The 22,345-nt window shown below is 72.7% G+C and carries 20 protein-coding genes; 10 read left to right on the forward strand and 10 right to left on the reverse strand.

Going from position 1 to position 22,345, the window contains the following annotated elements:
• Positions 1-106: 106 nt before the first annotated feature.
• The 3 genes from ACIBIW_RS20530 to ACIBIW_RS20540 all read left to right on the forward strand — a co-directional run bounded on the left by ACIBIW_RS20530 (position 107) and on the right by ACIBIW_RS20540 (position 3,785).
• Positions 107-1,513 (forward strand): homoserine dehydrogenase, encoded by a 1,407-nt coding sequence (locus ACIBIW_RS20530; RefSeq protein WP_399338095.1) that lies wholly within the window; start codon positions 107-109, stop codon positions 1,511-1,513.
• Entirely contained in the window at positions 1,510-2,868 is a 1,359-nt protein-coding gene (locus ACIBIW_RS20535; RefSeq protein WP_399338097.1) for a gluconate:H+ symporter, read from the forward strand. Before ACIBIW_RS20530 ends, ACIBIW_RS20535 begins: the two co-directional genes overlap by 4 nt.
• A 95-nt stretch (positions 2,869-2,963) precedes the next feature.
• A complete protein-coding gene (locus ACIBIW_RS20540; protein ID WP_399338099.1) occupies positions 2,964-3,785 on the forward strand; it encodes a DeoR/GlpR family DNA-binding transcription regulator in 822 nt (273 codons plus the stop codon).
• Between the two features lie 55 nt (positions 3,786-3,840).
• Here ACIBIW_RS20540 and ACIBIW_RS20545 read toward each other — a convergent pair whose 3' ends face one another.
• The 3 genes from ACIBIW_RS20545 to ACIBIW_RS20555 are packed head-to-tail and all read right to left on the reverse strand — an operon-like array spanning position 3,841 to position 6,511.
• The gene (locus tag ACIBIW_RS20545) at positions 3,841-4,743 is read right to left on the reverse strand and encodes an amino acid ABC transporter ATP-binding protein (RefSeq protein WP_399338101.1); all 903 of its coding nucleotides are present in this window, start codon (positions 4,741-4,743) and stop codon (positions 3,841-3,843) included.
• Positions 4,740-5,624 (reverse strand): amino acid ABC transporter permease, encoded by an 885-nt coding sequence (locus ACIBIW_RS20550; RefSeq protein WP_399338103.1) that lies wholly within the window; start codon positions 5,622-5,624, stop codon positions 4,740-4,742. The genes ACIBIW_RS20545 and ACIBIW_RS20550 overlap by 4 nt, the downstream gene beginning before the upstream one ends.
• Complete coding sequence (locus ACIBIW_RS20555; RefSeq protein ID WP_399338105.1) at positions 5,621-6,511, reverse strand: ABC transporter substrate-binding protein; 891 nt, start codon at positions 6,509-6,511, stop codon at positions 5,621-5,623. The genes ACIBIW_RS20550 and ACIBIW_RS20555 overlap by 4 nt, the downstream gene beginning before the upstream one ends.
• A 277-nt stretch (positions 6,512-6,788) precedes the next feature.
• Here ACIBIW_RS20555 and ACIBIW_RS20560 point away from each other — a divergent pair, with 277 nt between their 5' ends.
• Positions 6,789-8,075 carry an endonuclease/exonuclease/phosphatase family protein gene (locus ACIBIW_RS20560; protein ID WP_399338107.1) on the forward strand — a complete coding sequence of 429 codons (1,287 nt, stop codon included), beginning with the start codon at positions 6,789-6,791 and terminating at the stop codon, positions 8,073-8,075.
• A gap of 46 nt (positions 8,076-8,121) precedes the next feature.
• Here the strand turns inward: ACIBIW_RS20560 and ACIBIW_RS20565 are convergent, their stop codons facing one another.
• The 3 genes from ACIBIW_RS20565 to ACIBIW_RS20575 form a co-directional block, all read right to left on the reverse strand.
• A complete protein-coding gene (locus ACIBIW_RS20565; protein ID WP_399338109.1) occupies positions 8,122-8,826 on the reverse strand; it encodes a hypothetical protein in 705 nt (234 codons plus the stop codon).
• A 36-nt stretch (positions 8,827-8,862) separates the two neighbouring features.
• Positions 8,863-11,301, reverse strand: coding sequence for an HAD-IC family P-type ATPase (locus ACIBIW_RS20570; RefSeq protein ID WP_399338111.1), 2,439 nt, complete (start codon positions 11,299-11,301; stop codon positions 8,863-8,865).
• A gap of 66 nt (positions 11,302-11,367) precedes the next feature.
• A complete protein-coding gene (locus ACIBIW_RS20575; protein WP_399338397.1) occupies positions 11,368-11,673 on the reverse strand; it encodes a DUF2530 domain-containing protein in 306 nt (101 codons plus the stop codon).
• Positions 11,674-12,030: 357 nt separating this feature from the next.
• Here ACIBIW_RS20575 and ACIBIW_RS20580 point away from each other — a divergent pair, with 357 nt between their 5' ends.
• Together ACIBIW_RS20580 and ACIBIW_RS20585 are read left to right on the forward strand one after the other, a co-directional pair.
• Entirely contained in the window at positions 12,031-13,473 is a 1,443-nt protein-coding gene (locus tag ACIBIW_RS20580) for an NCS2 family permease (RefSeq protein WP_399338113.1), read from the forward strand.
• 57 nt (positions 13,474-13,530) lie between these two features.
• Positions 13,531-14,508: an aldo/keto reductase gene (locus ACIBIW_RS20585; protein ID WP_399338115.1), complete on the forward strand. Its 978-nt coding sequence runs from the start codon at positions 13,531-13,533 to the stop codon at positions 14,506-14,508.
• Positions 14,509-14,548: 40 nt separating this feature from the next.
• Here the strand turns inward: ACIBIW_RS20585 and ACIBIW_RS20590 are convergent, their stop codons facing one another.
• Positions 14,549-14,731, reverse strand: a complete 183-nt coding sequence (locus tag ACIBIW_RS20590; protein WP_399338117.1) for a ribbon-helix-helix protein, CopG family — start codon at positions 14,729-14,731, stop codon at positions 14,549-14,551.
• Positions 14,732-14,894: 163 nt separating this feature from the next.
• On the opposite strand from ACIBIW_RS20590, the gene ACIBIW_RS20595 reads away from it, so the two are divergent.
• The 4 genes from ACIBIW_RS20595 to thpR all read left to right on the forward strand — a co-directional run bounded on the left by ACIBIW_RS20595 (position 14,895) and on the right by thpR (position 18,523).
• A complete protein-coding gene (locus tag ACIBIW_RS20595; protein ID WP_399338119.1) occupies positions 14,895-15,332 on the forward strand; it encodes a MarR family winged helix-turn-helix transcriptional regulator in 438 nt (145 codons plus the stop codon).
• 450 nt (positions 15,333-15,782) lie between these two features.
• Complete coding sequence (locus tag ACIBIW_RS20600; protein ID WP_399338399.1) at positions 15,783-17,075, forward strand: MFS transporter; 1,293 nt, start codon at positions 15,783-15,785, stop codon at positions 17,073-17,075.
• Positions 17,076-17,187: 112 nt separating this feature from the next.
• Positions 17,188-17,913 (forward strand): ArsR/SmtB family transcription factor, encoded by a 726-nt coding sequence (locus ACIBIW_RS20605; protein ID WP_399338121.1) that lies wholly within the window; start codon positions 17,188-17,190, stop codon positions 17,911-17,913.
• A gap of 37 nt (positions 17,914-17,950) precedes the next feature.
• Positions 17,951-18,523: an RNA 2',3'-cyclic phosphodiesterase gene (gene thpR / locus ACIBIW_RS20610; RefSeq protein ID WP_399338123.1), complete on the forward strand. Its 573-nt coding sequence runs from the start codon at positions 17,951-17,953 to the stop codon at positions 18,521-18,523.
• Positions 18,524-18,661: 138 nt separating this feature from the next.
• On the opposite strand, the gene ACIBIW_RS20615 is transcribed toward thpR, so the two are convergent.
• The 3 genes from ACIBIW_RS20615 to ACIBIW_RS20625 all read right to left on the reverse strand — a co-directional run bounded on the left by ACIBIW_RS20615 (position 18,662) and on the right by ACIBIW_RS20625 (position 22,305).
• Positions 18,662-19,651 (reverse strand): aldo/keto reductase, encoded by a 990-nt coding sequence (locus tag ACIBIW_RS20615; protein WP_399338125.1) that lies wholly within the window; start codon positions 19,649-19,651, stop codon positions 18,662-18,664.
• A 30-nt stretch (positions 19,652-19,681) separates the two neighbouring features.
• Positions 19,682-21,589 carry a tetratricopeptide repeat protein gene (locus ACIBIW_RS20620; protein WP_399338127.1) on the reverse strand — a complete coding sequence of 636 codons (1,908 nt, stop codon included), beginning with the start codon at positions 21,587-21,589 and terminating at the stop codon, positions 19,682-19,684.
• A 104-nt stretch (positions 21,590-21,693) separates the two neighbouring features.
• Positions 21,694-22,305, reverse strand: a complete 612-nt coding sequence (locus tag ACIBIW_RS20625; protein ID WP_399338129.1) for a Uma2 family endonuclease — start codon at positions 22,303-22,305, stop codon at positions 21,694-21,696.
• Positions 22,306-22,345 lie beyond the last annotated feature (40 nt).

Consider the following 22,345-nt stretch of genomic DNA (forward strand, 5'->3'; position numbering starts at 1 on the left):
CATGCGTGAAGACGTGTTTAGTTTGCGTTAATCGGCGGTCGCCAACGCGTCCCTCGCTCGCGTTCTTCGCCCCGCTGTCGTGAAACCCCGACGAGGAGAGTCCGCGATGAACGTGCGCGACCAGTCACCAGCCGCCGGAGGCCCGCCGGTCAGGTACGCGCTGACCGGGGCCGCCGGCGGCTTCGCCCGCACCCTGCTCGCCCAGAGCCGGCTGCTGCCCCGGCTGGCGCCGGTCGCGCTGTGCGACCTCGACACCGACCGGGTCGTCGCCCTCTGCGCCGCGCTCGGCCACGACACCGGCACCCTCGCGGTGTGCGACGGCGCCGACGCCGTGGCGCGGGCCGCGGCCGCGGGCCTGATCGCCGTCACCGCCGACGCGGGCGCGCTGCCCGCCGCCGACTGGGACGTGCTCGTCGAGGCCACCGGCAGGCCCGCGGCCGGGCTGGCGACGGCCGAGGCCGCGCTCGCCGCCGGGCGGCACGTGGCCATGGTCAGCAAGGAGGTGGACTCCGTCGCCGGAATCCACCTGGCCCGTACCGCCGCCGCGCGCGGCCTCGTCCACACGCCCGTCGAGGGCGACCAGCCCGCGAACCTCATCGGCCTCGTCGCCCGGCTGCGCGGGCTCGGCCTCGACGTCGTCGCCATCGGCAAGTCCAGCGAGTACGACCTCGTCCTCGACCCCGCGGCGGGCACCGTCACCCAGCTCGACACCACCGTGCCCGCGCCCGGCCTCACCGGCCTGCTCGACCTCGGCGACGACCCGCGCGCCACCCTGGCGGCCCGCGCCCGCGCCGTGCGGGCGCTGCCCGTCGGCGCCACCGCGGACTACTGCGAGATGGCCGTCGTCGCCGACCACACCGGCTTCGGACCCGACACCGAGTCGCTGCACTACCCGGTCGCACGCCCCGCCGAACTCGCCGACGTGTACGCGCCGCGCGAGCACGGCGGCGTCCTGCGGCGTCCTGGCGCGGTGGACGTCTTCCGCGCCCTGCGGCTGCCCGGCGAGGCGTCCTTCGCCGGTGGCGTCTTCGCGGTCGTACGCACCCACGACGCCGAAACATGGCGGATGCTGGCCGACAAGGGCCACGTCCTGAGCCGGGACGGCAGCCACGCCGCGGTCTACCTGCCGTACCACCTGATGGGGGTGGAGGCCCCCGACACGCTGCGCGCCGCCGCCGCGGGCCGCGCCTCCGGCGCCCGGCACCCGCGCCGCGCCGCGGTCCTCGCCGGACGGGCCCGCCACGACCTGGCCGTCGGCGACACCCTGACGATGGGCGGCCACCACCACGACGTCACCGGCGTACGCGCCGTACTGCTGCGCGCCGACGAGGCGCCCGCCGACACCGCCCCGCTCTACCTCGCCGCCGACACCCGTGTCGCACGGCCCGTCGCCGCGGGCGAGCTGATCGGGCTCGACGACCTGGCGGGCGCCGACCCCGGCCTGCTGCACGCCTGGCATGCAGGGGCCGAAGGGGCGCAGGGCACCACCGCGGGGGAGGGCGCGCGCCGATGAGCACCGGCATGGAACACGTGATCATGGCCGCGGTGGCCATCGTCGTCCTGGTGCTGCTGATCACCAGGGTCAGGCTGATGCCCTTCCTCGCCCTCACGGTCGCCGCGCTCGGGCTCGGCCTCGCGGCGGGACTCGGCCCCGGCGGTACGGTCGACGCGTTCGAGAAGGGCTTCGGCGACTCGCTCAGCGACACCGGACCGATCATCGGCCTCGGCACCGTGCTCGGCGGCATCCTGCTGGGCTCGGGCGGCGCCGACCGCATCGCCACCTCCTTCATCGGGGCCCGCCCGATCAAGTGGGTGCCGACCGCGATCACGGCCGCCGCCCTCCTCATCGGCATGCCGCACATCTTCGACGTCAGCTTCGTCATGCTGGTCCCGCTGGTGTACGCGACGGCCAGGCGCACCGGCACCCATCTGCTGTACGTCGGCCTGCCGATGGCCGCGGGCCTCTACATCTCGCACGGCCTGCTGCCGCCGCACCCCTCGCCGACCGCCGCGATCGGCACCTACCACGCCAACACCGGCCTGACCCTGCTGTACGGGCTCGCCGTCGGCATCCCGATCGCCGTGGTCAACGGGCCCGTGCTGACCCGGGTGCTGAGCCGCTGGTTCGGCCCCGCGCCCGACCTCAGCGACGGCGGCCCGATGCCCGAGGAGAAGACCGAGCCCGCCCGCCCCGGCAGGCCCGTCTCGCTGGCCTGCGCGCTGGTCACCGTGCTGCTGCCCGCCGCCCTGATGCTCGTCGGCACCCTCGGTAAGGGGCAGGTCTCCGACGGCTCCGTGGCGCACTCCGTCTTCGAGTTCTGCGACAACCCGGTGCTGTCCCTGTCGATCGCCGTCGTCTTCGCGTTCTTCGCGCTCGGCGTGCGCTCCGGGTTCGGCCGCGAGCAGCTACGGACGATGACGTCCAAGGGCCTCGGCCCCGCGGGCACCATCATCCTCATCCTGGGCGCGGGCGGCGCGCTCAGCGAGATGCTCACCGCGACGGGCGTCGGCAAGGTGATCTCCGACAACGCCTCCCACTGGTCCATATCCCCGCTGGTCCTGGCCTGGGGCGTCGCGGCGCTGCTGCGGATCTGCCTGGGCTCGGCCACCGTCGCCACCGTCACGGCGGCGGGCATCATGGCCCCGCTGATGGGCTCCTACCCCGGGCTCTCGCCCGAGCTGCTGGTGCTGGCGACGGCGTCGGGCGCGGTCATGCTGTCGCACGTCAACGACTCCGGGTTCTGGATGTTCAAGGAGTACTTCCAGCTCTCCGTGGCCCAGACGTTCCGCACCTGGACGCTCATGCTGTCCCTCCAGTCCCTGCTGAGCCTCGGCGGCATCCTGCTGCTGAGCACGGTGGTGGACTGACGCCCGCCGATGCCCCGCCGCCGCACGGCGGACACACGGCGGACAATGGACGGCGACGCGGCCGTCGGCCGCCGCACACGAGACGGAGTACCCGCGTGACCTCCTCGCAGGAAAGGCCCCCGCTGATCCCCGACCAGCGGCGCGAGGCGCTGCTGAAGCACCTGCGGCGCGAGGGGGTGCTGAGCGTCCAGCAGATCACCCAGCTCTTCGGTGTCTCCCATATGACGGTCCGCCGGGACATCGCGGAGCTGGAGCAGCAGGGCCTCGTCTACTCCGTGCCGGGCGGCGTGCGGATCGCCAACGGGATGCGCTCGGAGCCCGGCTTCGAGGCCAAGTCCCTCGTCGAGCAGTCCGAGAAGCACGCCATGGCAAGGGAGGCGGCGACCCTGGTGCACGAGGGCATGACCGTCTACCTGGACGCGGGCACGACGATGCTCGCCATGATCCCGGTGCTCACCGAGCACGCCGCGCTGACGGTCGTCACCAACGACTTCAACGCGGTCGAACAGCTAGGCCAGGCCCGGCACATCGAGGTGGTGCACGTCGGCGGCCGGGTGGAGCCCGACAACCGCTCCAGCGTGGGCCCGCTCGCCGCCGCCACCGTCCGTCAGCTCGCCTTCGACATCGCCTTCGTCAGCGCCAGCTCCTGGGACCTGCTGCGGGGCGTCACCACGCCCTCCCAGGACAAGGTCGAGGTGAAGCGCGCGGCGATGGCCTCCGCCGCGCAGTCCGTCCTGGTCGCGGGGGCGTCGAAGTACGGCACGTTCGGCCTGTACAAGATCGCGCCGCTGAGCGCCTTCGACGTCCTCGTCACCGACGCGGGCCTCACCGGCGCCGCGGCCGAGGGCATCCGCGCCGAGGTCCCCGACCTGCGCCTCGCCGCCGCCGCCCGTGCCCCGGAGCCCGAACTGCCCTGAGACCGGGTCCGTATGGGGGCGGCGCGGCGGCCCGCGGCGCCGGTCTGCGGCGGGCCTACAGCCGCCCGGCCGCCACAAGGCGGGCCAGGAACCGCCGGGTGCGCTCCTCGCGCGGGGCGCCGAACACCTCGGCGGGGGCGCCGCGTTCGAGCACCGTGCCGCCGTCGAGGAAGCACACCTGGTCGGCGACGTCCCGGGCGAAGCCCATCTCGTGGGTGGCGAGCACCATCGTCATGCCGTCCGCCTTCAGGTCGCGCACCACCGCGAGCACCTCCCCGACCAGCTCGGGGTCGAGCGCCGCGGTGATCTCGTCGAGCAGCAGCAGCCGGGGCCGTACCGCGAGCGCCCTGACGATCGCGGCCCGTTGCTGTTGGCCGCCGCTGAGCCGGTCCGGGTACTCGTCCGCCTTGTCCGCGAGCCCCAGCCTGCCGAGCAGCGCGCGCGCCGCCTCCTCGGCCTCCGCGCGCGCCACCCCGAGCACCCGGCGCGGCGCGAGCGTCACATTGCCGAGCACGGTCATGTGCGGGAAGAGGTTGTACGACTGGAACACCACGCCGATCCTGCGGCGCACCGCGTCCGCGTCCGCCCGGGGGTCGGTGATCTCCGCCCCGTCCAGGAAGATCGCCCCGTCGTCGATCTCCTCCAGCAGGTTGGCGCAGCGCAGCAGCGTCGACTTCCCCGACCCGGAGGCGCCGATGAGCGCGGTGACGGTGTGCGGGGGCACGTCGAGCGAGACGTCGCGCAGCACCACCCGGTCGCGCCCGTAGGTCTTGCGGACGGATTCCAGCCGCAGGACGGCCGCGCCGCTCCCGGGCTCCCCCTGAGCGGCGGCGGCCTCTCCTCGGGCGGCGGCGGCCTCCGGCCGGGCGGGGGCGTCCGCCGGCCCCTTCGGCGGCGCGGCGTCCACCGGCTCCTTGCGCAGCGCGGCGCCGCCGGCTCCCGCCGGGTCCTGGCTCATACCGTCCCTCCCTGCGCCCGCCGCCTGTCCATCCGGCGCGTGACCCAGTCGGTGAACCGGGTCATCGGGATCGTCAGCGCCACGAACACCAGGCCCGCGATCACGTACGGCGTGTAGTTGAAGTGCTTGCTCGCGATGATCTGCGCCGCGTACACCGCGTCCACGGCGCCCGCGATGGACACGAGCCCGGTGTCCTTCTGGAGCGACACCAGGTCGTTCAGCAGCGGCGGCACCACGCGCCGTACCGCCTGCGGAAGCACCACGTACCGCAGGGTCCTGGCGTTCGAGAGCCCGAGCGAGCGTGCCGCGGCGCGCTGCGAGGGGTGCACGGACTCGATACCGGCGCGCAGCACCTCCGCCACGTACGCCGAGTACGTGAGCACGAGCGCCGCGCCGCCCAGCACCACCGGGCGGGTGGTGACGCCCTGGAGCCGCAGCGCGGGCACCCCGAACACCACCATCAGCAGGCAGATGATCAGCGGCAGGCCGCGGAAGAAGTCCGTGTACGCGGTGGCCAGCGCGCGCAGCGGGAAGAACACCGGGCCGCGCAGGGTGCGCGCGACGGCGAGCAGCATGCCGAGCACCAGCACGCAGACCCCGCAGACACCGAGGAGTTCGAGGTTGAGCAGCAGCCCGCGCAGCACGTCGGGCAGCGCGACACGCGCGTAGTGCCCGTCGAAGAAGGTCTCGCGGGTGCGCTGCCAGCCGGGCGAGCCCGTGACGACGACGTACAGCACCGCGGCCGTGACGGCCGTGGACAGCACGGCGATCCCGGTGGAGCGGCGGGCCAGGCCCCGCTTGTACCGCTCGCGCGCGATCCGCCGCGCCGACGGGGTGTAGGGGGCCTCGGGCGGCGCCTCGGGGACGGGCCCGGCGGTCACTTGAGCACCGGCGCGTCGGCGGCGTCCGCGAGCCACCGCTTCTCCAGCGCGGCCAGCGTGCCGTCTTTGCGTAGCCCGTCGACGGCCTCGGTCACACAGGAGGTCAGCGGGCTGCCCTTGTCGAGCACGAGCCCGAACCGCTCGGCCTCGCCGCTCACATCGGGGAACTGCCCGACGATCGCGGCGTCCTTCACCTCTGACGACGTGATGTAGAACGCGGTCGGCAGGTCCACCACGATCGCGTCCACCTGCCCGTTCTTCAGCGCCGACTTGGCGTAGTCGTTCTTCTGGTAGACGGCCGGCTTCTGCTCGGGCTTGATCAGGTCGTTTATCGTGTCCAGACTGGTGGTGCCGATCTGCGCACCGAGCTTGGCCTTCTTCAGTCCGGCGATGTCCTTCGCCTTCGCATACGGGGACGACTTCAGCGCGATGACGGCCTGCCGCACCGTGTAGTACCCGGAGGAGAAGTCGACGGCACGCTTGCGCTCGGCGCTCACGGAGACCTGGTTGATGTCGAAGTCGAACTTCTTCTCGCCCGGTGAGAAGGAGTTGTTGAACGGTACGGTCTGCCAGACGACCTGGTCCTTTCCGTAACCGAGCGACTTCGCCACGGCGTAGGCGACGGCGGACTCGAAGCCCTTGCCGTTCGCCGGGTCGTCGTCCTGGAACCAGGGCGCGTACGCGGGCTTGTCCGTGCCGACCGTCAGCTTCCCCCGGCCCTTGGCCGGCAGGCTCCCCTTGTCGCAGGAGACGGCGCTCGGCCCGGCGCCGACACCGTCGGTTCCGTCGGCCCCGTCGCTTGCGGACGGCTCGGGCGCGCAGCCCGCCATGACGAGGGCCGCGCCTGCCACGACCAGGGGCAGCACGGTACGAGCGGAGGTATGCATGCCGGGAGCGTCGCACCGCCCGCCCGCTCCTGTCGAGAAGATTCCGTTGCGGGCGTATGAAGATCCTTGCCGGGGGCTTGCGCGCGGGGTGTCGGCGGCCGGGCGCACCCGCGTGGGCTCCGGAAAGCAGCAATGTAACGAGAATCCCCGCCAATGTGCCAAGAGTGCAACCGGCCAGAGCATCCCTTGACAGTGCCCTGTGGCTCCCCCACGTTGGAATAACCGGTGAATCTGGACCGCGACTTACGAGAGTGCGACAGAAGGGGACGGGGGAAGGATGAAGAGGATATTCCGCCTTGCGGCCGGACTGGCCTCGGTGTTATTGATCACCGCATCCGCCGGTGCGTGCAAGAACGACACGGACGACACGAATGACGCCAAGAAGGGCGCCGGTGTCGTGTCAGGACGGATCGCCACGCTCAACGTCTGCGGCACATGCGCGGTGGACCGGTCGGAGGCCATAGCGAATGTCATCCAAGGCATTCGACCGGAGATCATCGGACTACAGGAGGCGTGTGGGGACGAGGTCACCAAGGCCGCAGACCGGCTGAAGGAGAAGTACGATCTCGGTTACCACATCGTGAAAGGGCCGACCGGCACCTTGAATTCGCTTTACCGATGCCATGACGGGACATTCGGGAACTACATCCTGGTGGCGCCCGAGGTCACAGAGCAGGGACAAGCGAACTACGACGCCGGAAGCAGCGAGAAGCGCGGGTACGTCTGGGCGCATACGAGCCTGCACGGTGTGGACACGCGCCTTGTGGTGACCCACCTCCCGCAGGCGGGGGACGCGGCCGCGCGCACGGCGGACGTGAAGCAACTCCGAGCCTCCGTGGCACCGCCGCCCCAGGACGACCGCCCGACCGTCATCGTCGGCGACTTCAACGCCCAGCCCTCCGCCCCCGAGCTGAAGCCGCTGTGGGGACCGTGGTGGGACGCGGACCCGAACTGCCGCTCGGACACCAACGCCGGGGGGTGTGAGCCCACGCAACTCGGAGAGCACGGAAAGGGCGGATCAAGGAAGAAGTTCGATTACATCTGGCTCGACCGGCGTGCGAAGACAAGGCCGTCCGGTATCAATGTGAAGGCCGCCTACACGGACCATTCTCTGGTATATGCGGACCTCGTCCCCTCGGATCTGGTGCCGGTGAAGCCCTCTCCACAGCCGCCCATCGCCGAGAAAGCATGCCTCAACTCCGATATGGCCGACCCCTGCCTGCACACGGACACGCTTTCAGGCGACGCCTCCGTACAGGGCGGGGGACACGGTTTCTATGTGGCGCCGAGCCGTATGTTCGTAGGGTCGAACCTCGCCATTCAGGGCATCGAATGGAAGAGCTGGGGACGCCCCACGGCGAGGGGCGAGGGCTGGACCGCCAGCAATGACTGCGACCCGAACTGCGGCGAGGGCAAACCGGTGCGCATCAAGGTGGAGGTGGAGGCGTCCACCATGAAGGGCACGGACGGCCTGAGCGTCTACACCTGCGCCCGCGCACGGAAGTCAGGAAAGTCCTGGGACTCCCTCGGGATTTCCGGGAAGGTATGCGTGAAAACGCCCTGAGCATCCGGGCGTCAGGGCCGCGCCGAAGGGCCGGGGACGGCGGAGTTCACCCCGCGGGTGCCGCCGTGTCCCCGGTGTCCCCGGCCTCCCCGCCGTCCCCGCCCGCCCGGTGGAGGCCGGCGAACAGCCGGGCCGAGCAGGGGTGGCAGAGGGTGTGGCCCTCGGGGTGGGAAGGCAGCCCGGCGGCGGTCCCGACGAGGCCCGCCGCGCGGTACGCGGCCATGCGGTCGGGCGGGACCAGCGTGGTGGTCTCGCCCTCGTGGACCGAACGGCGGCACACGTCGCAGATGTCCTTGGGGGAGCGGCGGCTGACGCTCGCGGGCCAGGAGCCGAAGATCCGCTCCCACCCCTCGGCGGCGAACTGCGCGCACTCGGACGGCTTCACCCGCCCCGTCCCCTGCGGCGCCGTGCCCGCGCGGGAGTGCGCGCGAGCCGAGTCGCGGTCCACGAGGAACATCCCGCTGCACTCCTCGCACACGCTCCACGGCGAGTGCTGGCCCGCGGTCTGCCGCAGCACGTCCTGGAAGAGCCCGGAGAGCTGGGCGGTGTCGAGCCTCAGTTCGTCGGCGAGGCCCTTGGTGGCACGGAAGTTCAGCTCCCAGTACGCGGGGGACACCACGACGTCCTTCGTGGCGAGGAGGTACCCGGCGCCCGGCTCCATCGGTGTGTTGCAGCAGTCGCACACCCGCCCGCCGCGCGGCGTGACCACCGCGGCGCCCCCGCTCCGCCGCTTCCTGCGGAACCAACCCATCGCCCTGCTCCTCTCGGCAGCCCCGGGCCACGCACCCTAGCCACGGCCGGGCGGGAGGGGTCCCGGGGCGGCGGCCCCCCGCCGCTCCACCCACCGCCACGCGCCCTCAAGTGCCGCGGAGCCGAGCGCCGCGATCCCCACCGCCGCCCACGGCATCACGGTGCCGACCAGCTTCAGCGCGAAGAAGTGCTGGAGGCCGGGGACCGCGAGGACCAGCAGGAACGCCGCCGCCATCGCCAGCACCAGCGCGACGCGCCACCAGGTGTAGGGGCGGGCGATGATCGCCAGCAGCCACAGGGAGACCAGGAACAGCGTCAGCGTCGCGGCGCTGGTCTCCGCCGACAGCGCGCCGGGCCCGGCATAGTGGTGCCTGGCCAGCAGATACGTCGCGAACGTGGCCGCGCCCGCGATCAGCCCCCCGGGCACCGCGTACCGCATCACCCGGCGCACGAAGTGCGGCCGTGCGCGCTCGTGGTTGGGGGCGAGCGCGAGGAAGAACGCGGGCACGCCGATCGTCAGCGTCGACAGCAGCGTCAGATGGCGCGGCAGGAACGGGTACGGCACCCGGGAGCAGACCACCAGGATCGCGAGCAGCACCGAGTACACCGTCTTCACCAGGAACAGCGTCGCCACCCGCGTGATGTTCCCGATCACCCGGCGGCCCTCGGCGACCACCTCGGGCAGCGTCGCGAAGCCGTTGTCGAGCAGCACGATCTGCGCCACCGCGCGGGTCGCCTCCGAGCCCGAGCCCATCGCGACGCCGATGTCGGCGTCCTTCAGCGCCAGTACGTCGTTCACCCCGTCGCCGGTCATCGCCACCGTGTGTCCACGGGTCTTGAGCGCGCCCACCATGGCCCGCTTCTGCCGGGGCGTGACCCGGCCGAACACCGTGTTCTCCTCGATCCCCGCCGCCATCGCGTCGGCGTCCTCGGGCAGCTCGCGCGCGTCCACGGTGCGCTCCGCGCCCGGCAGCCCCAGCTTGGCCGCGACCGCGCCCACCGCCACCGCGTTGTCCCCGGAGACCACCTTCGCGTCGACGTGCTCGGCCTCGAAGTACTCCAGGGTCGCCGCCGCGTCGGGCCGCAGCCGCTGTTCGAGGACGACGAGCGCCGCGGGCCGCGCCCCCTCGGCGGCGCCCGCCGCCGCCAGGTCGGCCGACACCTCGCGGGCCCGCGCGAGCAGCAGCACCCGCAGCCCCCGGGCGGCGAGCCCGTCCGCCCTGGCCAGCTCGGGGTGGCCGGGCGGCAGCAGCACGTCGGGCGCCCCGAGCAGCCAGGTGTGCCTGGCCAGGTCGGGCCCCGTGAGCGTGGCGCCGCTGTACCGGCGCGCCGAGGAGAACGGCAGCGCGTCCGTGCCGCGCCAGCCCTCCGGCGCCGGGCAGTACGCGACGACCGCGGCGAGGCTTGCGTTCGGCCGCGGGTCGGTGGCGCCGAGCGCCCCCAGCACCTCGCGCACGTACGGCTCCTCGTACGGGCCGAGCGGGGTGAGGGCGGTGACGTCCATCCCGCCCTCGGTGAGGGTGCCCGTCTTGTCGAGGCAGACGGTGTCCACCCGGGCCAGCCCCTCGATCGCCGGCAGCTCCTGCACCAGGCACTGCTTGCGGCCGAGCCTGATCACCCCGATAGCGAAGGCCACCGACGTCAGCAGCACCAGGCCCTCGGGCACCATCGGGATGATGCCGCCGATGGTGCGCGCCACCGAGTCCCTGACGTCGTGGTTCTCGGCGACGAGCAGGCCGGTCACCAGGCCGGTCGCGGTCGGCACCATCATCCAGGTGACGTACTTCAGGATGGTGGAGATGCCGGAGCGCAGCTCCGAGTGGACCAGCGTGAAGCGGGACGCCTCCTCGGCGAGCCGCGCCGCGTACGCCTTCCTGCCGACCCTGGTCGCGGTGAACGCGCCGCCGCCCGCCACCACGAAGCTCCCCGAGAGCAGCGGGTCGCCGGGGCGCTTCGGCACCGGGTCGGCCTCGCCGGTCAGCAGCGACTCGTCGACTTCGAGGGCGTCCGCCTCGGCGCAGTCGCCGTCCACGACGATCTTGTCGCCGGGGCCGATCTCGATCAGGTCGCCCAGCACGATCGCGGCCGTCGCGATCCGCGAAGCGCGCCCGTCCCTGCGGACGGCGGGCCTGGCCTCGCCGACCACCGCGAGCGAGTCCAGAGTCCTCTTGGCGCGCAGCTCCTGGACGATCCCGATACCGGTGTTGGCGATGATCACGAAGCCGAACAGGCTGTCCTGGATCGGCGCCACCACCAGCATGACGAGCCACAGCACACCGATGATCGCGTTGAACCTGGTGAGGACGTTGCCCCTGACGATGTCCGCCGTCGAGCGGCTGCTGCGCACCGGGACGTCGTTGACCTCGCCCCGCGCCACCCGCTCTGCCACCTCGGCCGCGGTCAGCCCCGGGGCCCGCCCCGGCATCGGCACGGGATGCACGGGGTCCAGCTCCGAGCCCGCATCGATATGCGCCATTCTTCGACGGTACGGGGGGATTGCCGGGTTCACCCGGGGAACCGCTCGGGGGCGGCGGCCGGGGCGTCAGGCGGCGGGGGGCTCCTCGGACGCGGCGGCGGTGGCGCGGGCGCGCTCGGCCGCGTGGCGCTTGATGGCGGCGTCGCGCCTGCGGACGTACCAGATGCCGAAGGAGCCGAGCCCGGCGCCCGCAAGACAGGTCCACAGCCACCACAGATGGCCGTGGTCGTCGAACCAGCCGTAGAAGGGGAGCTGCACGAGGAAGAGCACGAGCCAGAGGAGGGTGCCGCCGATGACGGTGGCGACCACGGGGCCTTCCAGGGGCTCGGGCGCCGGGTGCCGGAAGCGGCTGCTGCCCGAGGGGGCCGCCACGCCGCTCGCGCCGCCCGCACCGTCGTCCCGCGTTCCCTCGGACGGGTGCCCGGCACCGCCGCCGGGGCCCCCGTCCGTGTGGGCGCCCGTGCCGGCGTCCCCGCCGGGCCCCGCCCCGCCGTCCGGGCCGCCGGGGCCCCCGGCCGGTCCTTCGCCGGTCTCGCCCACGGGGCCTCCCTGGACGTCTGCGGGTCCTGCTACGGGTCCTTCTTCGGGCATGCGGTCAGCTTACGGGGGCGGTGGCGGGGCATACCCGGAGCACCCCCGGAACATGATGTTCACGCGCGGATGGTGAACTTTGGTAGTTGTACCAGTCATCCGTTCGCCCCATCCGTCCCCCGGCACCGAGGTCCCCCCATGTCCAAGTCGGCCCCCGCCGAGCCCGTAGACGCCCCGCCGCCGGGTGATCACGGCGCCTTCGACCGCTTCTTCCAGATCTCGGCGAGGGGGTCGAGCCTTCCCCGGGAGATCCGGGGCGGCTTCGCCACCTTCTTTGCCATGGCCTACATCATCGTGCTCAACCCGATCATCCTCGGAAGCGCGAAGGACATGTACGGGCATCAGCTCGACAACGGGCAGCTCGTCACCGCGACCGCGCTCACGGCCGCGTTCACCACCCTGCTGATGGGCGTCATCGGCAACGTCCCCATCGCGCTCGCCGCGGGGCTCGGCGTGAACACCGTCGTCGCGCTCCAGCTCGCGCCCCGCATGGCCTGGCCCGACGCCATGGGCATGGTGGTGCTCGCCGGGTTCATCGTGATGCTGCTGGTGGCGACGGGGCTGCGGGAGCGCGTGATGAACGCGGTGCCGTTCGGGCTCCGCAAGGGCATCGCCATCGGCATCGGCCTGTTCATCATGCTGATCGGCCTGGTCGACTCGGGATTCGTCACCCGTATCCCGGACGCGGCCCACACCACCGTGCCGCTCCAGCTCGGCGGCGACGGCCACCTCAACGGCTGGCCCGTGCTGGTCTTCGTGCTCGGCGTGCTGCTCACGGTGTCGCTGCTGGCGCGCCGGGTGCCGGGCGCGATCCTCATCAGCATCGTCGCGATGACCGTGCTCGCGCTGGTCGTCGAGGCGGTGGCGACCGTGCCGACCTGGGGCCTGACCACCCCGAAGTGGCCGGGCAACCCGGTCGCCACCCCGGACTTCGGGCTCATCGGCAAGGCCAGCCTGTTCGGCGGCTTCGGCAAGGTCGGGGTGCTGACCGGCATCCTGTTCGTCTTCACCGTGCTGCTCTCCAGCTTCTTCGACGCCATGGGCACGATCATGGGCATCAGCGACGAGGCGGGCCTGACCACCGCGGACGGCAAGGTCCCCGGCATCAACAGGACCCTCTTCGTGGACGGCCTCGCGGTCGCCGCGGGCGGCGCCACCTCCTCCTCGGCCACCACCTGCTTCGTGGAGTCCACGGCGGGCGTCGGCGAGGGCGCGCGCACCGGCTTCGCCAACGTGGTGACCGGCGCGCTCTTCGTCGTCGCGCTCTTCCTCACACCGCTCGCGACCATGGTGCCGTCGCAGGCGGCGACGCCCGCGCTGGTCGCGGTCGGCTTCCTGATCCTCTCGGGGTCGATCAGGGCGATCGACTGGGGCGACATCACCATCGCGCTGCCCGCGTTCGTGACGATGCTGATGATGCCGTTCACGTACTCGATCACCAACGGCATCGGCATGGGCTTCATCACCTTCACCCTGCTCCGCCTGGTCATGGGCAGGGCAAGGGAGGTCCCCGTGGTGATGTACGTGGTGGCGGCGGTGTTCGTCTTCTACTACCTGATGCCGGCACTGGGACTGACGTGACGGCCGCCGTACGGGCACGGTCGGCGGTACGAGCGAGCGAGGAGAGCGAGGAGAGCGATGCGGTACATCAGGCTGCGTGACCTGGAGGTCTCCAGGATCGGTCTGGGCGCGATGGGCATGTCCCACGCCTACACCGGCCACGGCACCGACGACGGCGAGTCCGTACGGACGCTGCACCGGGCGCTCGAACTGGGCGTCACGCTGATCGACACCGCCGAGATCTACGGGCCGTACACCAACGAGGAGCTGGTCGGGCGGGCGCTGCGGGGCCGCCGCGAGCAGGCGGTGCTGGCGACGAAGTTCGGCATGGTCTCCCACGCCGGGCGGGGCCCCGGCCACCTGGACAGCGGCCCCGCCAACGTCCGCACGGCCGTCGAGGGCTCGCTCAGGCGTCTCGGCACCGACCACATCGACCTCTGCTACCAGCACCGGGTCGACCCCGGCACCCCGGTCGAGGAGACGGCGGGCGCGGTCGGCGAACTGGTCGCCGAGGGCAAGGTCCGCTTCTTCGGGCTCTCCGAGGCGGGCCCCGACACCATCCGCCGCGCCCACGCCGTCCACCCCGTCACCGCGGTGCAGTCCGAGTACTCCCTGTGGACGCGGGGCCTGGAGGAGCGGGTGCTGCCGGTGCTGCGCGAGCTGAACATCGGCCTGGTGCCGTTCTCACCGCTCGGGCGCGGCTTCCTCACCGGCACGATCCGCTCCACCGAGCAGTTCGACGAGGACGACTTCCGGCGGGACAACCCCCGCTTCACCGGGGAGAACTTCCGGCGCAACCTGCGGATCGCCGACGAGGTCCAGGCGGTGGCCGCCGCGGTGGGCGCCACGCCCGCACAGGTCGCGCTCGCCTGGCTGCTCGCGCAGGGCGACGACATCGCGCCCATCCCCGGCACCAGGCGGGTGGCGCGGGTCGAGGAGAACACCGCGGCGGACGGCGTCACGCTGACCGCCGAGCAGCTCGACAGGCTCGGCGGCCTGCCCCCGGCCGCGGGCGGGACCCACACCGAGGCGCAGGCCCGGCTCCTCGAACGCTGAGCCCGCCACGCCCCACCGCCCCGCCCCCCGGCGTGCCCCGCTACCGCTCCGCGTAGAAGCGCTCCGTGCGCTCGACCGCGCCGAGGAGGCGTTCGTCGAAGTCGTCCCGCGCGAGGCGGCCGACCACATAGTCCTGCACGCTCATCCCCCTCTTCGCCGCATGCTGCCGGAGCCGTTCCAGCAGTTCCCCGTCCATCCGCAGGCTCAGCACATCGGTTGCCATGTACACGAGGGTCCCGGGTGCCCCCGCCGCTGGCGATTACTTTCCGCATCCATATCACTCGTAAGGGTGATGATGGGCCGTTCCGGGTGATGTGACGGGCGTCGCGTCGTAGGGTCCCTCTAAGAGTGTTCTTTAGGCATAGTAATGAGTTACCCTAAATAACATGCTGGAACTGTCCCATGGCGACGACGAGGACGCGGTCAACGCACTCCGCTCGGCTGTCATGCGCCTGTCGCGTCGACTCAAGCACCAGCGGGTCGACGAGTCGCTGAGCCCGACGGAGATGTCGGTGCTCGGCACGCTCAGCAGGTTCGGCTCCGCCACCCCGGGCGAGCTGGCCCGCAAGGAGCACGTGCAGCCGCCCTCGATGACGCGCATCGTGGCGCTGCTCGAAGCCAAGGGCCTGGTCCGGCTCGACGCACACCCCGAGGACCGAAGGCAGAAGGTCGTCACCCAGACGGAGCGCGCCGAGGCGATGCTCGACGAGAGCCGTCGCAAACGCAACGCCTGGCTGGCCGAGCTGGTCTCGGGACTCGACGAGGACGAGTGGGCGAAACTCCGCTCCGCCGCCCCCGTACTGGAGAAGCTGGCCCGCCAGTGATCCCCGGCAGCCGCACACCCCGCACCCCCCACCGCGACCACACCCCCACACCGCCGTGACCTGGCGGTGCCCGCAGCGCCCACGAGGCGAGGGCACCCCGGGACAGGTCACCACCACGGCGCGCCATGACCACGCGTGCCCCGACGCCAGGGAGGCGAACCCACTTTGAGTACGGGCCCCGGAGCAGACTCCGCCCCCGCACCGCAGCCCGACAACGAGAACACGCCCACCGGCGCCTCCGGCGACACCGGAGACACAGGGAAAGCCGGGGACGACAGCAGTACCGACAGCGCCCACGAGCCCGGCGACACTGGCGAGCCCAGCGGCACCGGCGACACCTGCGAGCCCGGCGGCACCGGCGGCAACCGGTCCTCCCGCCCCGCGGACGACCGGGGCACCCCCGCCCCCGCCCCCCGGGGCGCACCCGGCGCGGGCCGCCCCCGGGCGGCCCTGACCGCGGAGAAGAACCGCGGCGGCATGTTCGCCTCGCTCCGGGTCCGCAACTACCGGCTCTTCGCCTCCGGCGCCGTCATATCGAACACCGGCACCTGGATGTCGAGAATCACCCAGGACTGGCTGGTCCTCAGCCTCACCGGCTCCTCGGCCGCCGTCGGCATCACCACCGCCATGCAGTTCCTGCCGATGCTGCTCTTCGGCCTCTACGGCGGCGTCATCGCGGACCGCTTCGAGAAGCGCAAGCTGCTGCTGTGCACCCAGGGCGCCATGGGCGTCGGCGGCCTCTTCCTCGCCGCGCTGACCCTCTCCGGGCACGTCCAGGTGTGGCACGTCTATCTGACCGCCTTCTGGACCGGCCTCGTCACCGTCGTCGACAACCCCAGCAGGCAGTCGTTCGTCTCCGAACTCGTCGGCCCCGACCAGGTGCGCAACGCAGTCAGCCTCAACTCGGCGAACTTCCAGTCGGCCCGGCTCATCGGCCCCGCCGTCGCCAGTGTCCTCACCGCGGCCGTCGGCCCCGGCTGGGCCTTCCTCGCCAACGGCCTCTCCTTCGTCGCCCCCATCACGGGACTGCTGGTCATGCGGGCCTCCGAGCTGTACGACATGCCCCGCACCCCGCGCGGCAAGGGACAGTTGCGCGAGGGCCTGAACTACGTCTCCAAGCACCCCGAGCTGATCTGGCCCATCGTCCTCGTCGGCTTCGTCGGCACCTTCGGCTTCAACTTCCCGATCTGGCTCAGCGCCTACGCCGACGACATCTTCCACGGCGGCGTCGGCATGTACGGCCTGTTCAACACGTTGATGGCGGTCGGCTCCCTGATCGGGGCGCTGCTCGCGGCGCGCAGACGCAGCACCAGGCTGCGTATCCTCGCGGGCGCCGCCGCGCTGTTCGGCGTGCTGGAGATCGTCGCCGCGTGGTCCCCCGTCACCTGGCTGTTCGCGCTGCTGATCGTGCCGGTCGGCATCGTCGGCATGACCTCCAACGTCACCGCCAACTCGACCGTCCAGATGGGCTCTGACCCCGAGATGCGGGGCCGCGTCATGAGCCTGTACATGATGGTGTTCACCGGCGGCACCCCGCTCGGCGGCCCTCTCTTCGGCTGGCTCGCCGACTCCTTCGGGGTGCGCCTCTCCTTCACCATCGGCGGCCTCGTCTGCGCCCTCGCCGCGATCGGCGTCGGCCTCCTGCTGGTACGCGCCGCGAACCTGCGGGTACGGGTGAGCCTGCGCAGGGGCAGCCAGCTCGTGCAGTTCGTCCCCAGGGAGGAGCTGACCGCCGCCGCGTGACGCGGCACCCCGCGCCACCACCGCGTGACGCGTCCCCGGGCACCCCGCCCCCACGCCCCCGGCCCACACTCTTCGGCGGTCGCCGAAGCACGCCTCGGGCACCATGGTCCGTATGGAACCCCGTCACGCATCGGCCACCGCCCCGGGGCTCGCCGCCGTCGCCGGGCTCCTCGCCGACCGCACGCGCGCGGGCTTCTGCCTCGCGCTGCTCGACGGGCGCGCCTGGACCGCCGGTGAGCTGACCCGGCACATGGGCGTCGCCGCCTCCACCGCCACCGGGCACCTCAACGGGCTCGTCGCCGCCGGGCTGCTCGCCGAGGAGCGGCAGGGCCGCCACCGCTACGTCCGCCTCCGCGACCACCACGTCGCCGAGCTGATCGAGCACCTCGCCTCGCTGGCCCCCGAGCCGCCGCGCCCGCCGCGCTCGCTCTCGGCCGCGAGCCGCCAGGGCGCGCTGGCGCACGCCCGCACCTGCTACGACCATCTCGCCGGGACCCTGGGCGTCGCGATCACCGACGCCATGTCCGCGCGCGGCCTCATCGACAGCGACCACGGGCCCGCCCTCACCCCCGAGGGCGCGGCCTGGCTCGGCGGGCTCGGCGTCACCCTGCCCACCGCGGGGCGCAGGCCCGCCGTACGGCTCTGCCTCGACTGGACCGAGCGCCGCCCGCACCTCGCGGGCGCCGCCGGTGCCGCGCTCTGCGGGCGCGCCCTCGACGCGGGCTGGGTGACCCGCATCGGCAGCGGACGCGCGGTCGCGGTCACCGCCGCGGGCCGCGAGGTCTTCCGCGACCGCCTCGGCCTGCCCGCCGACGCCCTCACCGCCCCCGGCCGCTGACGCCACCGGCCCGTACCCGCGCGCCCACAATGGGCCCATGAGACTCTTCGCCGCGCTCGTGCCGCCCGCCGACGTGCTCGACGCGGTGGCCGCGGCCGTGGCCGGGCTGCGTGCCGCACTGCCGGACGAGGGCCATACGGTCCGCTGGTCCCGGCGCGAGTCCTGGCACCTCACGCTGGCCTTCTACGGCGAGGCGGACGGGCCTGCCACCGCCGTCCTCGCCGACCGCCTCGGCCGCGCCGCCGCGCGCACCGCGCCGTTCAGGATCGGCCTCGGCGGCGGCGGGCACTTCGGGGACACCGTGCTGTGGACAGGAGCCGGCGGCGACCTGCCCGCCCTCCGACGGCTCGCCGAGCGGGCGGCGGCCGCCGGGCGGCGCGCCGGGCTCCCCGGCGAAGAGCGCCGCTACCGCCCGCATCTGACCCTCGCCCGCGCCCGGACGCTGCCGGGCCTGCCCGCGGCCGTCTCCGCGCTCGACGGGTTCACCACAGGCGACTGGACGGTACGTGAACTCGTCCTCCTCGGCAGCGAGCTGCCGCGCTCCGGGGTCCCGGGCGAGCGGCCGCGGTACACCCAGGTCGACCGAAGGCCGCTCGGCGGCGCCGGTTAGGCTCGCCACGTGGACCCGAAGACCCGTAACCGCATCATGGCCGCCGTGCTGGTGCTGATGTTCGTCGTCGTGATCGTGGCGGCCGCGGTCAACAACTGACCGCGGCCGCCACGCGCACGGCCCCGCACGTCAAGGCCCCTACCAGGCGAAAGCCTCGGGGGACGGCCCGGTGCCCGGGAAGATCGCGTCCAGCTCGTCCAGCACCTCGCCGGACAGCTCCAGGTCCGCCGCGCGCACCGCGGAGGCGAGCTGCTCGGCGGTGCGCGGGCCCACGATCGGCCCCGTCACACCGGGGCGGGTCAGCAGCCAGGCCAGCGCCGCCTCGCCCGGCTCGACACCGTGCTTCTCCAGCAGGTCCTCGTACCGCTGCACCTGGGCGCGCTGCGCCGGGTCCTTCAGCGCGTCCGCGGCCCTGCCGCCCGAGCGGCGTCCGCCCTCGGCCTGCTTCTTCAGCACACCGCCGAGCAGCCCGCCGTGCAGCGGCGACCACGGGATGACGCCCACGCCGTAGTCACGCGCGGCCGGAAGCACCTCCATCTCCACGCGCCGCTCCGCCAGGTTGTACAGGCACTGCTCGCTGACCAGGCCGAAGGCGCCCACCCTGGCCGCGGTCTCGTTGGCCTGGGCGATCTTGTAGCCGGGGAAGTTGGACGAGCCCGCGTACAGCACCTTGCCCTGCTGCACCAGGACGTCGATCGCCTGCCAGATCTCCTCGAACGGGGTGGACCTGTCGATGTGGTGGAACTGGTAGAGGTCGATGTGGTCGGTCTTGAGCCGCCTGAGGCTCGCCTCCACATTGCGCCGGATGCTGACGGCCGAGAGGCGGTCGTGGTTCGGCCAGGCGTCGCCCTCCGCCGCCATGTTCCCGTACACCTTCGTGGCGAGCACGACCTTCTCGCGCCGCTCGCCGCCCTTCGCGAACCAGTTGCCGATGATCGTTTCGGTACGGCCCTTGTTCTCGCCCTGGCCGTACACGTTGGCGGTGTCGAAGAAGTTGATCCCCGCGTCAAGCGCGGCGTCCATGATGCCGTGACTGGTGGCCTCGTCGGTCTGCGGACCGAAGTTCATGGTGCCGAGGACGATACGGCTGACCTTGACGCCCGTGCGTCCGAGCTGCGTGTACTTCATGGTCCACCAGCCAACGACCTTGAGTGCGCTCTATGCAAGAGGGGCGGGGCCTGTGGCGCCCCCCGGTGCCACGGACGGCGCCGCCCGCAGCACGGCGGCCTCCCTGAACCTGCCGGTGTCCTCAAGCAGGATGGCGAGGTTGCCGGTCGCGGCCGTGCTCCCCGCCCGGTGCGCCTGCCGGTACAGCGCCTCCGCCTCGTCAAGACGCCCCTCCTCCTCCAACAGGATGGCCAGGTTGTTCGCGGCGGCGGCGCTGCCGCTCTCGTACGCCTCCCGGTAGACCGCCTCGGCCTCGTCGAGGCGGCCCGCGTCGGCCAGCAGGTTGCCCAGGTTGTTGGCGGCCGCGGGGTGGCCGCGGTCCCTGGCCTGCCGGTAGAACACCTCGGCCTCCGCCACCCGCCCGGTGTTCTGGAGCAGCCCCGCCAGGTTGTACGTCGCCGAGACGTTGCCGGTGGCGTGCGCCTGCCGGTACAGCGCCTCCGCCTCCCCGGTGCGGCCGGTCGCGGCCAGCAGGATCGCCAGGTTGTAGCGGGCCCTCGGGTCGTCCGCCGCCCTGCGGTACAGGCCCTCGGCCTCGCCCGCGCGGCCCGTCTCGGCCAGCAGCTTGCCGTAGTTGACCACCATGTCGGTGTCCCCGGACTCCAGGCCGCGCCGGTACAGCGCCTCGGCCTCCTCGCGGCGGCCCGTGGTGGCGAGCAGCGTGGCGAGGTTGTTGGTCGCGGCGCCCACCCCCTCCTCGTGGGCGGCCCGCCAGGCACGCTCCGCCACCGCGAACTCCCCGGCCCGCCACGCCCTCGTACCGACCGAGAACATCCCGAAGCGCCCGTCGGCAAGTTCGAGCGCGGTCTGCCACATCCAGGCGTCGAGTTCGCAGTCCGCGTGGTCCACCAGGTACGCGAACGGGGTGTAGCGCCCCTCGCCCGCCGGTACCAGCAGCCCGGTGACCCCGCCGCGCACCCGGGTCGCCCAGGCGAACGCCTCCTCGACCGACTCGGCCCCGCCGGGCGCGGCGCCCGCCGCCGCGAGACGCCGCTCGTGCAGCCTGACCAGCAGCTCGGCCGGGTGCGGCCCATAGATCCCGGTGCGCGCCAGGTCGACCGCGGTCGAGACGAGCGCCGCGCCCCTGGCATGGCCGCCCGCGGCCCTGGCGCGCCGCCACTCGTGCAGCAGCGCGGGCCCGGTGGCCAGGTACTCGGCGACGCCGTACGGGCCGTGGTGGGTGAGGGCGTCGACGACCCGGGGGTCGTCCACGGTGTCGGCGCGCTCCAGCTCCGGGCGGCTCCACCGCCGCTCCAGGTCCACCACCGCGGCCCGGCGCAGCACCCGGGCGCCGGGGTCGCCCGCGCGGTCGTCGTCGTCCGCGGCGCTGAACGCCTCGTACTGCTTCGCACGCATGGTCGCCAGCAGCGGTACCCGCAGCCGTATGAAGGCGTCGAGCACGTCGGGTTCGAGGCCGCCGGGGCCGAGATGGGCCTCCAGGTCGTCCAGCCAGACCACGCAGGACAGCCCGCAGGCGGCGACCGCGCCGGGCGCGGCGGCGAGCCGCGCGGCGCCCGCGGGCGGCGGCACCAGGACCCGGTGCCCCGGCAGCACCGCGCGCAGCGCCGCGTGCGCGGTGCGGGTCTTGCCCGCGGTGGAGTCGCCGACCACGAGCACGAGGCCGCCCTGTGCGGCGGCGGTGGTGAGCAGTTCGCGCAGCTCGGCGTCGGCGTCACGGGGGATGTACGACGGCAGCGGGGGGCCGTCCTGGGCGGTACGCGCCCGGTGCGCGCCCGCGGCGAGCGCGTCCCAGGAGGCGGCGGTGGGCCAGCGGTCCGGGTGGCGCAGCCAGTCGGGCCACGCCCCGTCCGCGCCCCGCGCGAGCGCCACGCTCCGCACGGGCGCGCCCCGCGCGGCGCCATCGCCGCGCCCCTCGCCGGATATCCGGTTTCCCGCCACGGGAATTCACGTTAGCGGGACGGCGGGACCGCAGGGGGCCGGGTGGCAGTGTTCGGTGCGGCGGGCGGGGCTGTTCGAAGGGTTCGCCGGGTCGGTGGGCGGGGTCAGTCGCGGGGGAAGTCGGTGGTGTGGAGGGTGAGGGCCACGGGCGTGGTGGTGAGGTCGACGTCCACGCCGAAGAGGGACTTGCTCTCGTACTGGTACTCGCCTTCCTTGGGGTCGGTGTAGGCGATGCAGCAGCGCCGGTAGGGGTCGACGATGAGGTAGACGGGGATCTCCGCCGCCGCGTAGATCTCCTTCTTGGGGCCGTAGTCGACCGCGGCGGTGCCCTGGGAGATCACCTCCGCGACGAGTTCGACGTCCCCGTACTGCCAGCGTCCGCGGCTGTCCTTCTCCGCGTCGTCGCGCAGTTTGGCGATGTCGGGTGCGAGGCCGTTCCCGTGCCCGGGGAAGTCGATGCGGACGTCAGAGGTGATCTTCAGGTCCAGACCGAACTTGTCTTCGAGGGCACGGACGATCCTTCGGATGATCTGCCAGTGAGTGTCTCGCTGCGGCGCCATGTGGATGGTTCCCTCGACGATCTCGATCTTGTAACCCTCAAGGGAAGGCTGCCGCTCGAAGCAGTCGAACAACATGTCAACGGAGCGTTCTCCGACGTTCGCAGCGTCTTCAACGTTCTCGGCCATCTTGATCCTGTCGGTTTCTACGACGGTCACTGTGGCGCTCCTCCCCGGCCACCCACGGACACGGGCAGCC

This window comes from Streptomyces sp. NPDC050560 (assembly GCF_044457285.1).
In the GTDB taxonomy this organism is placed as follows: Bacteria; Actinomycetota; Actinomycetes; order Streptomycetales; family Streptomycetaceae; genus Streptomyces.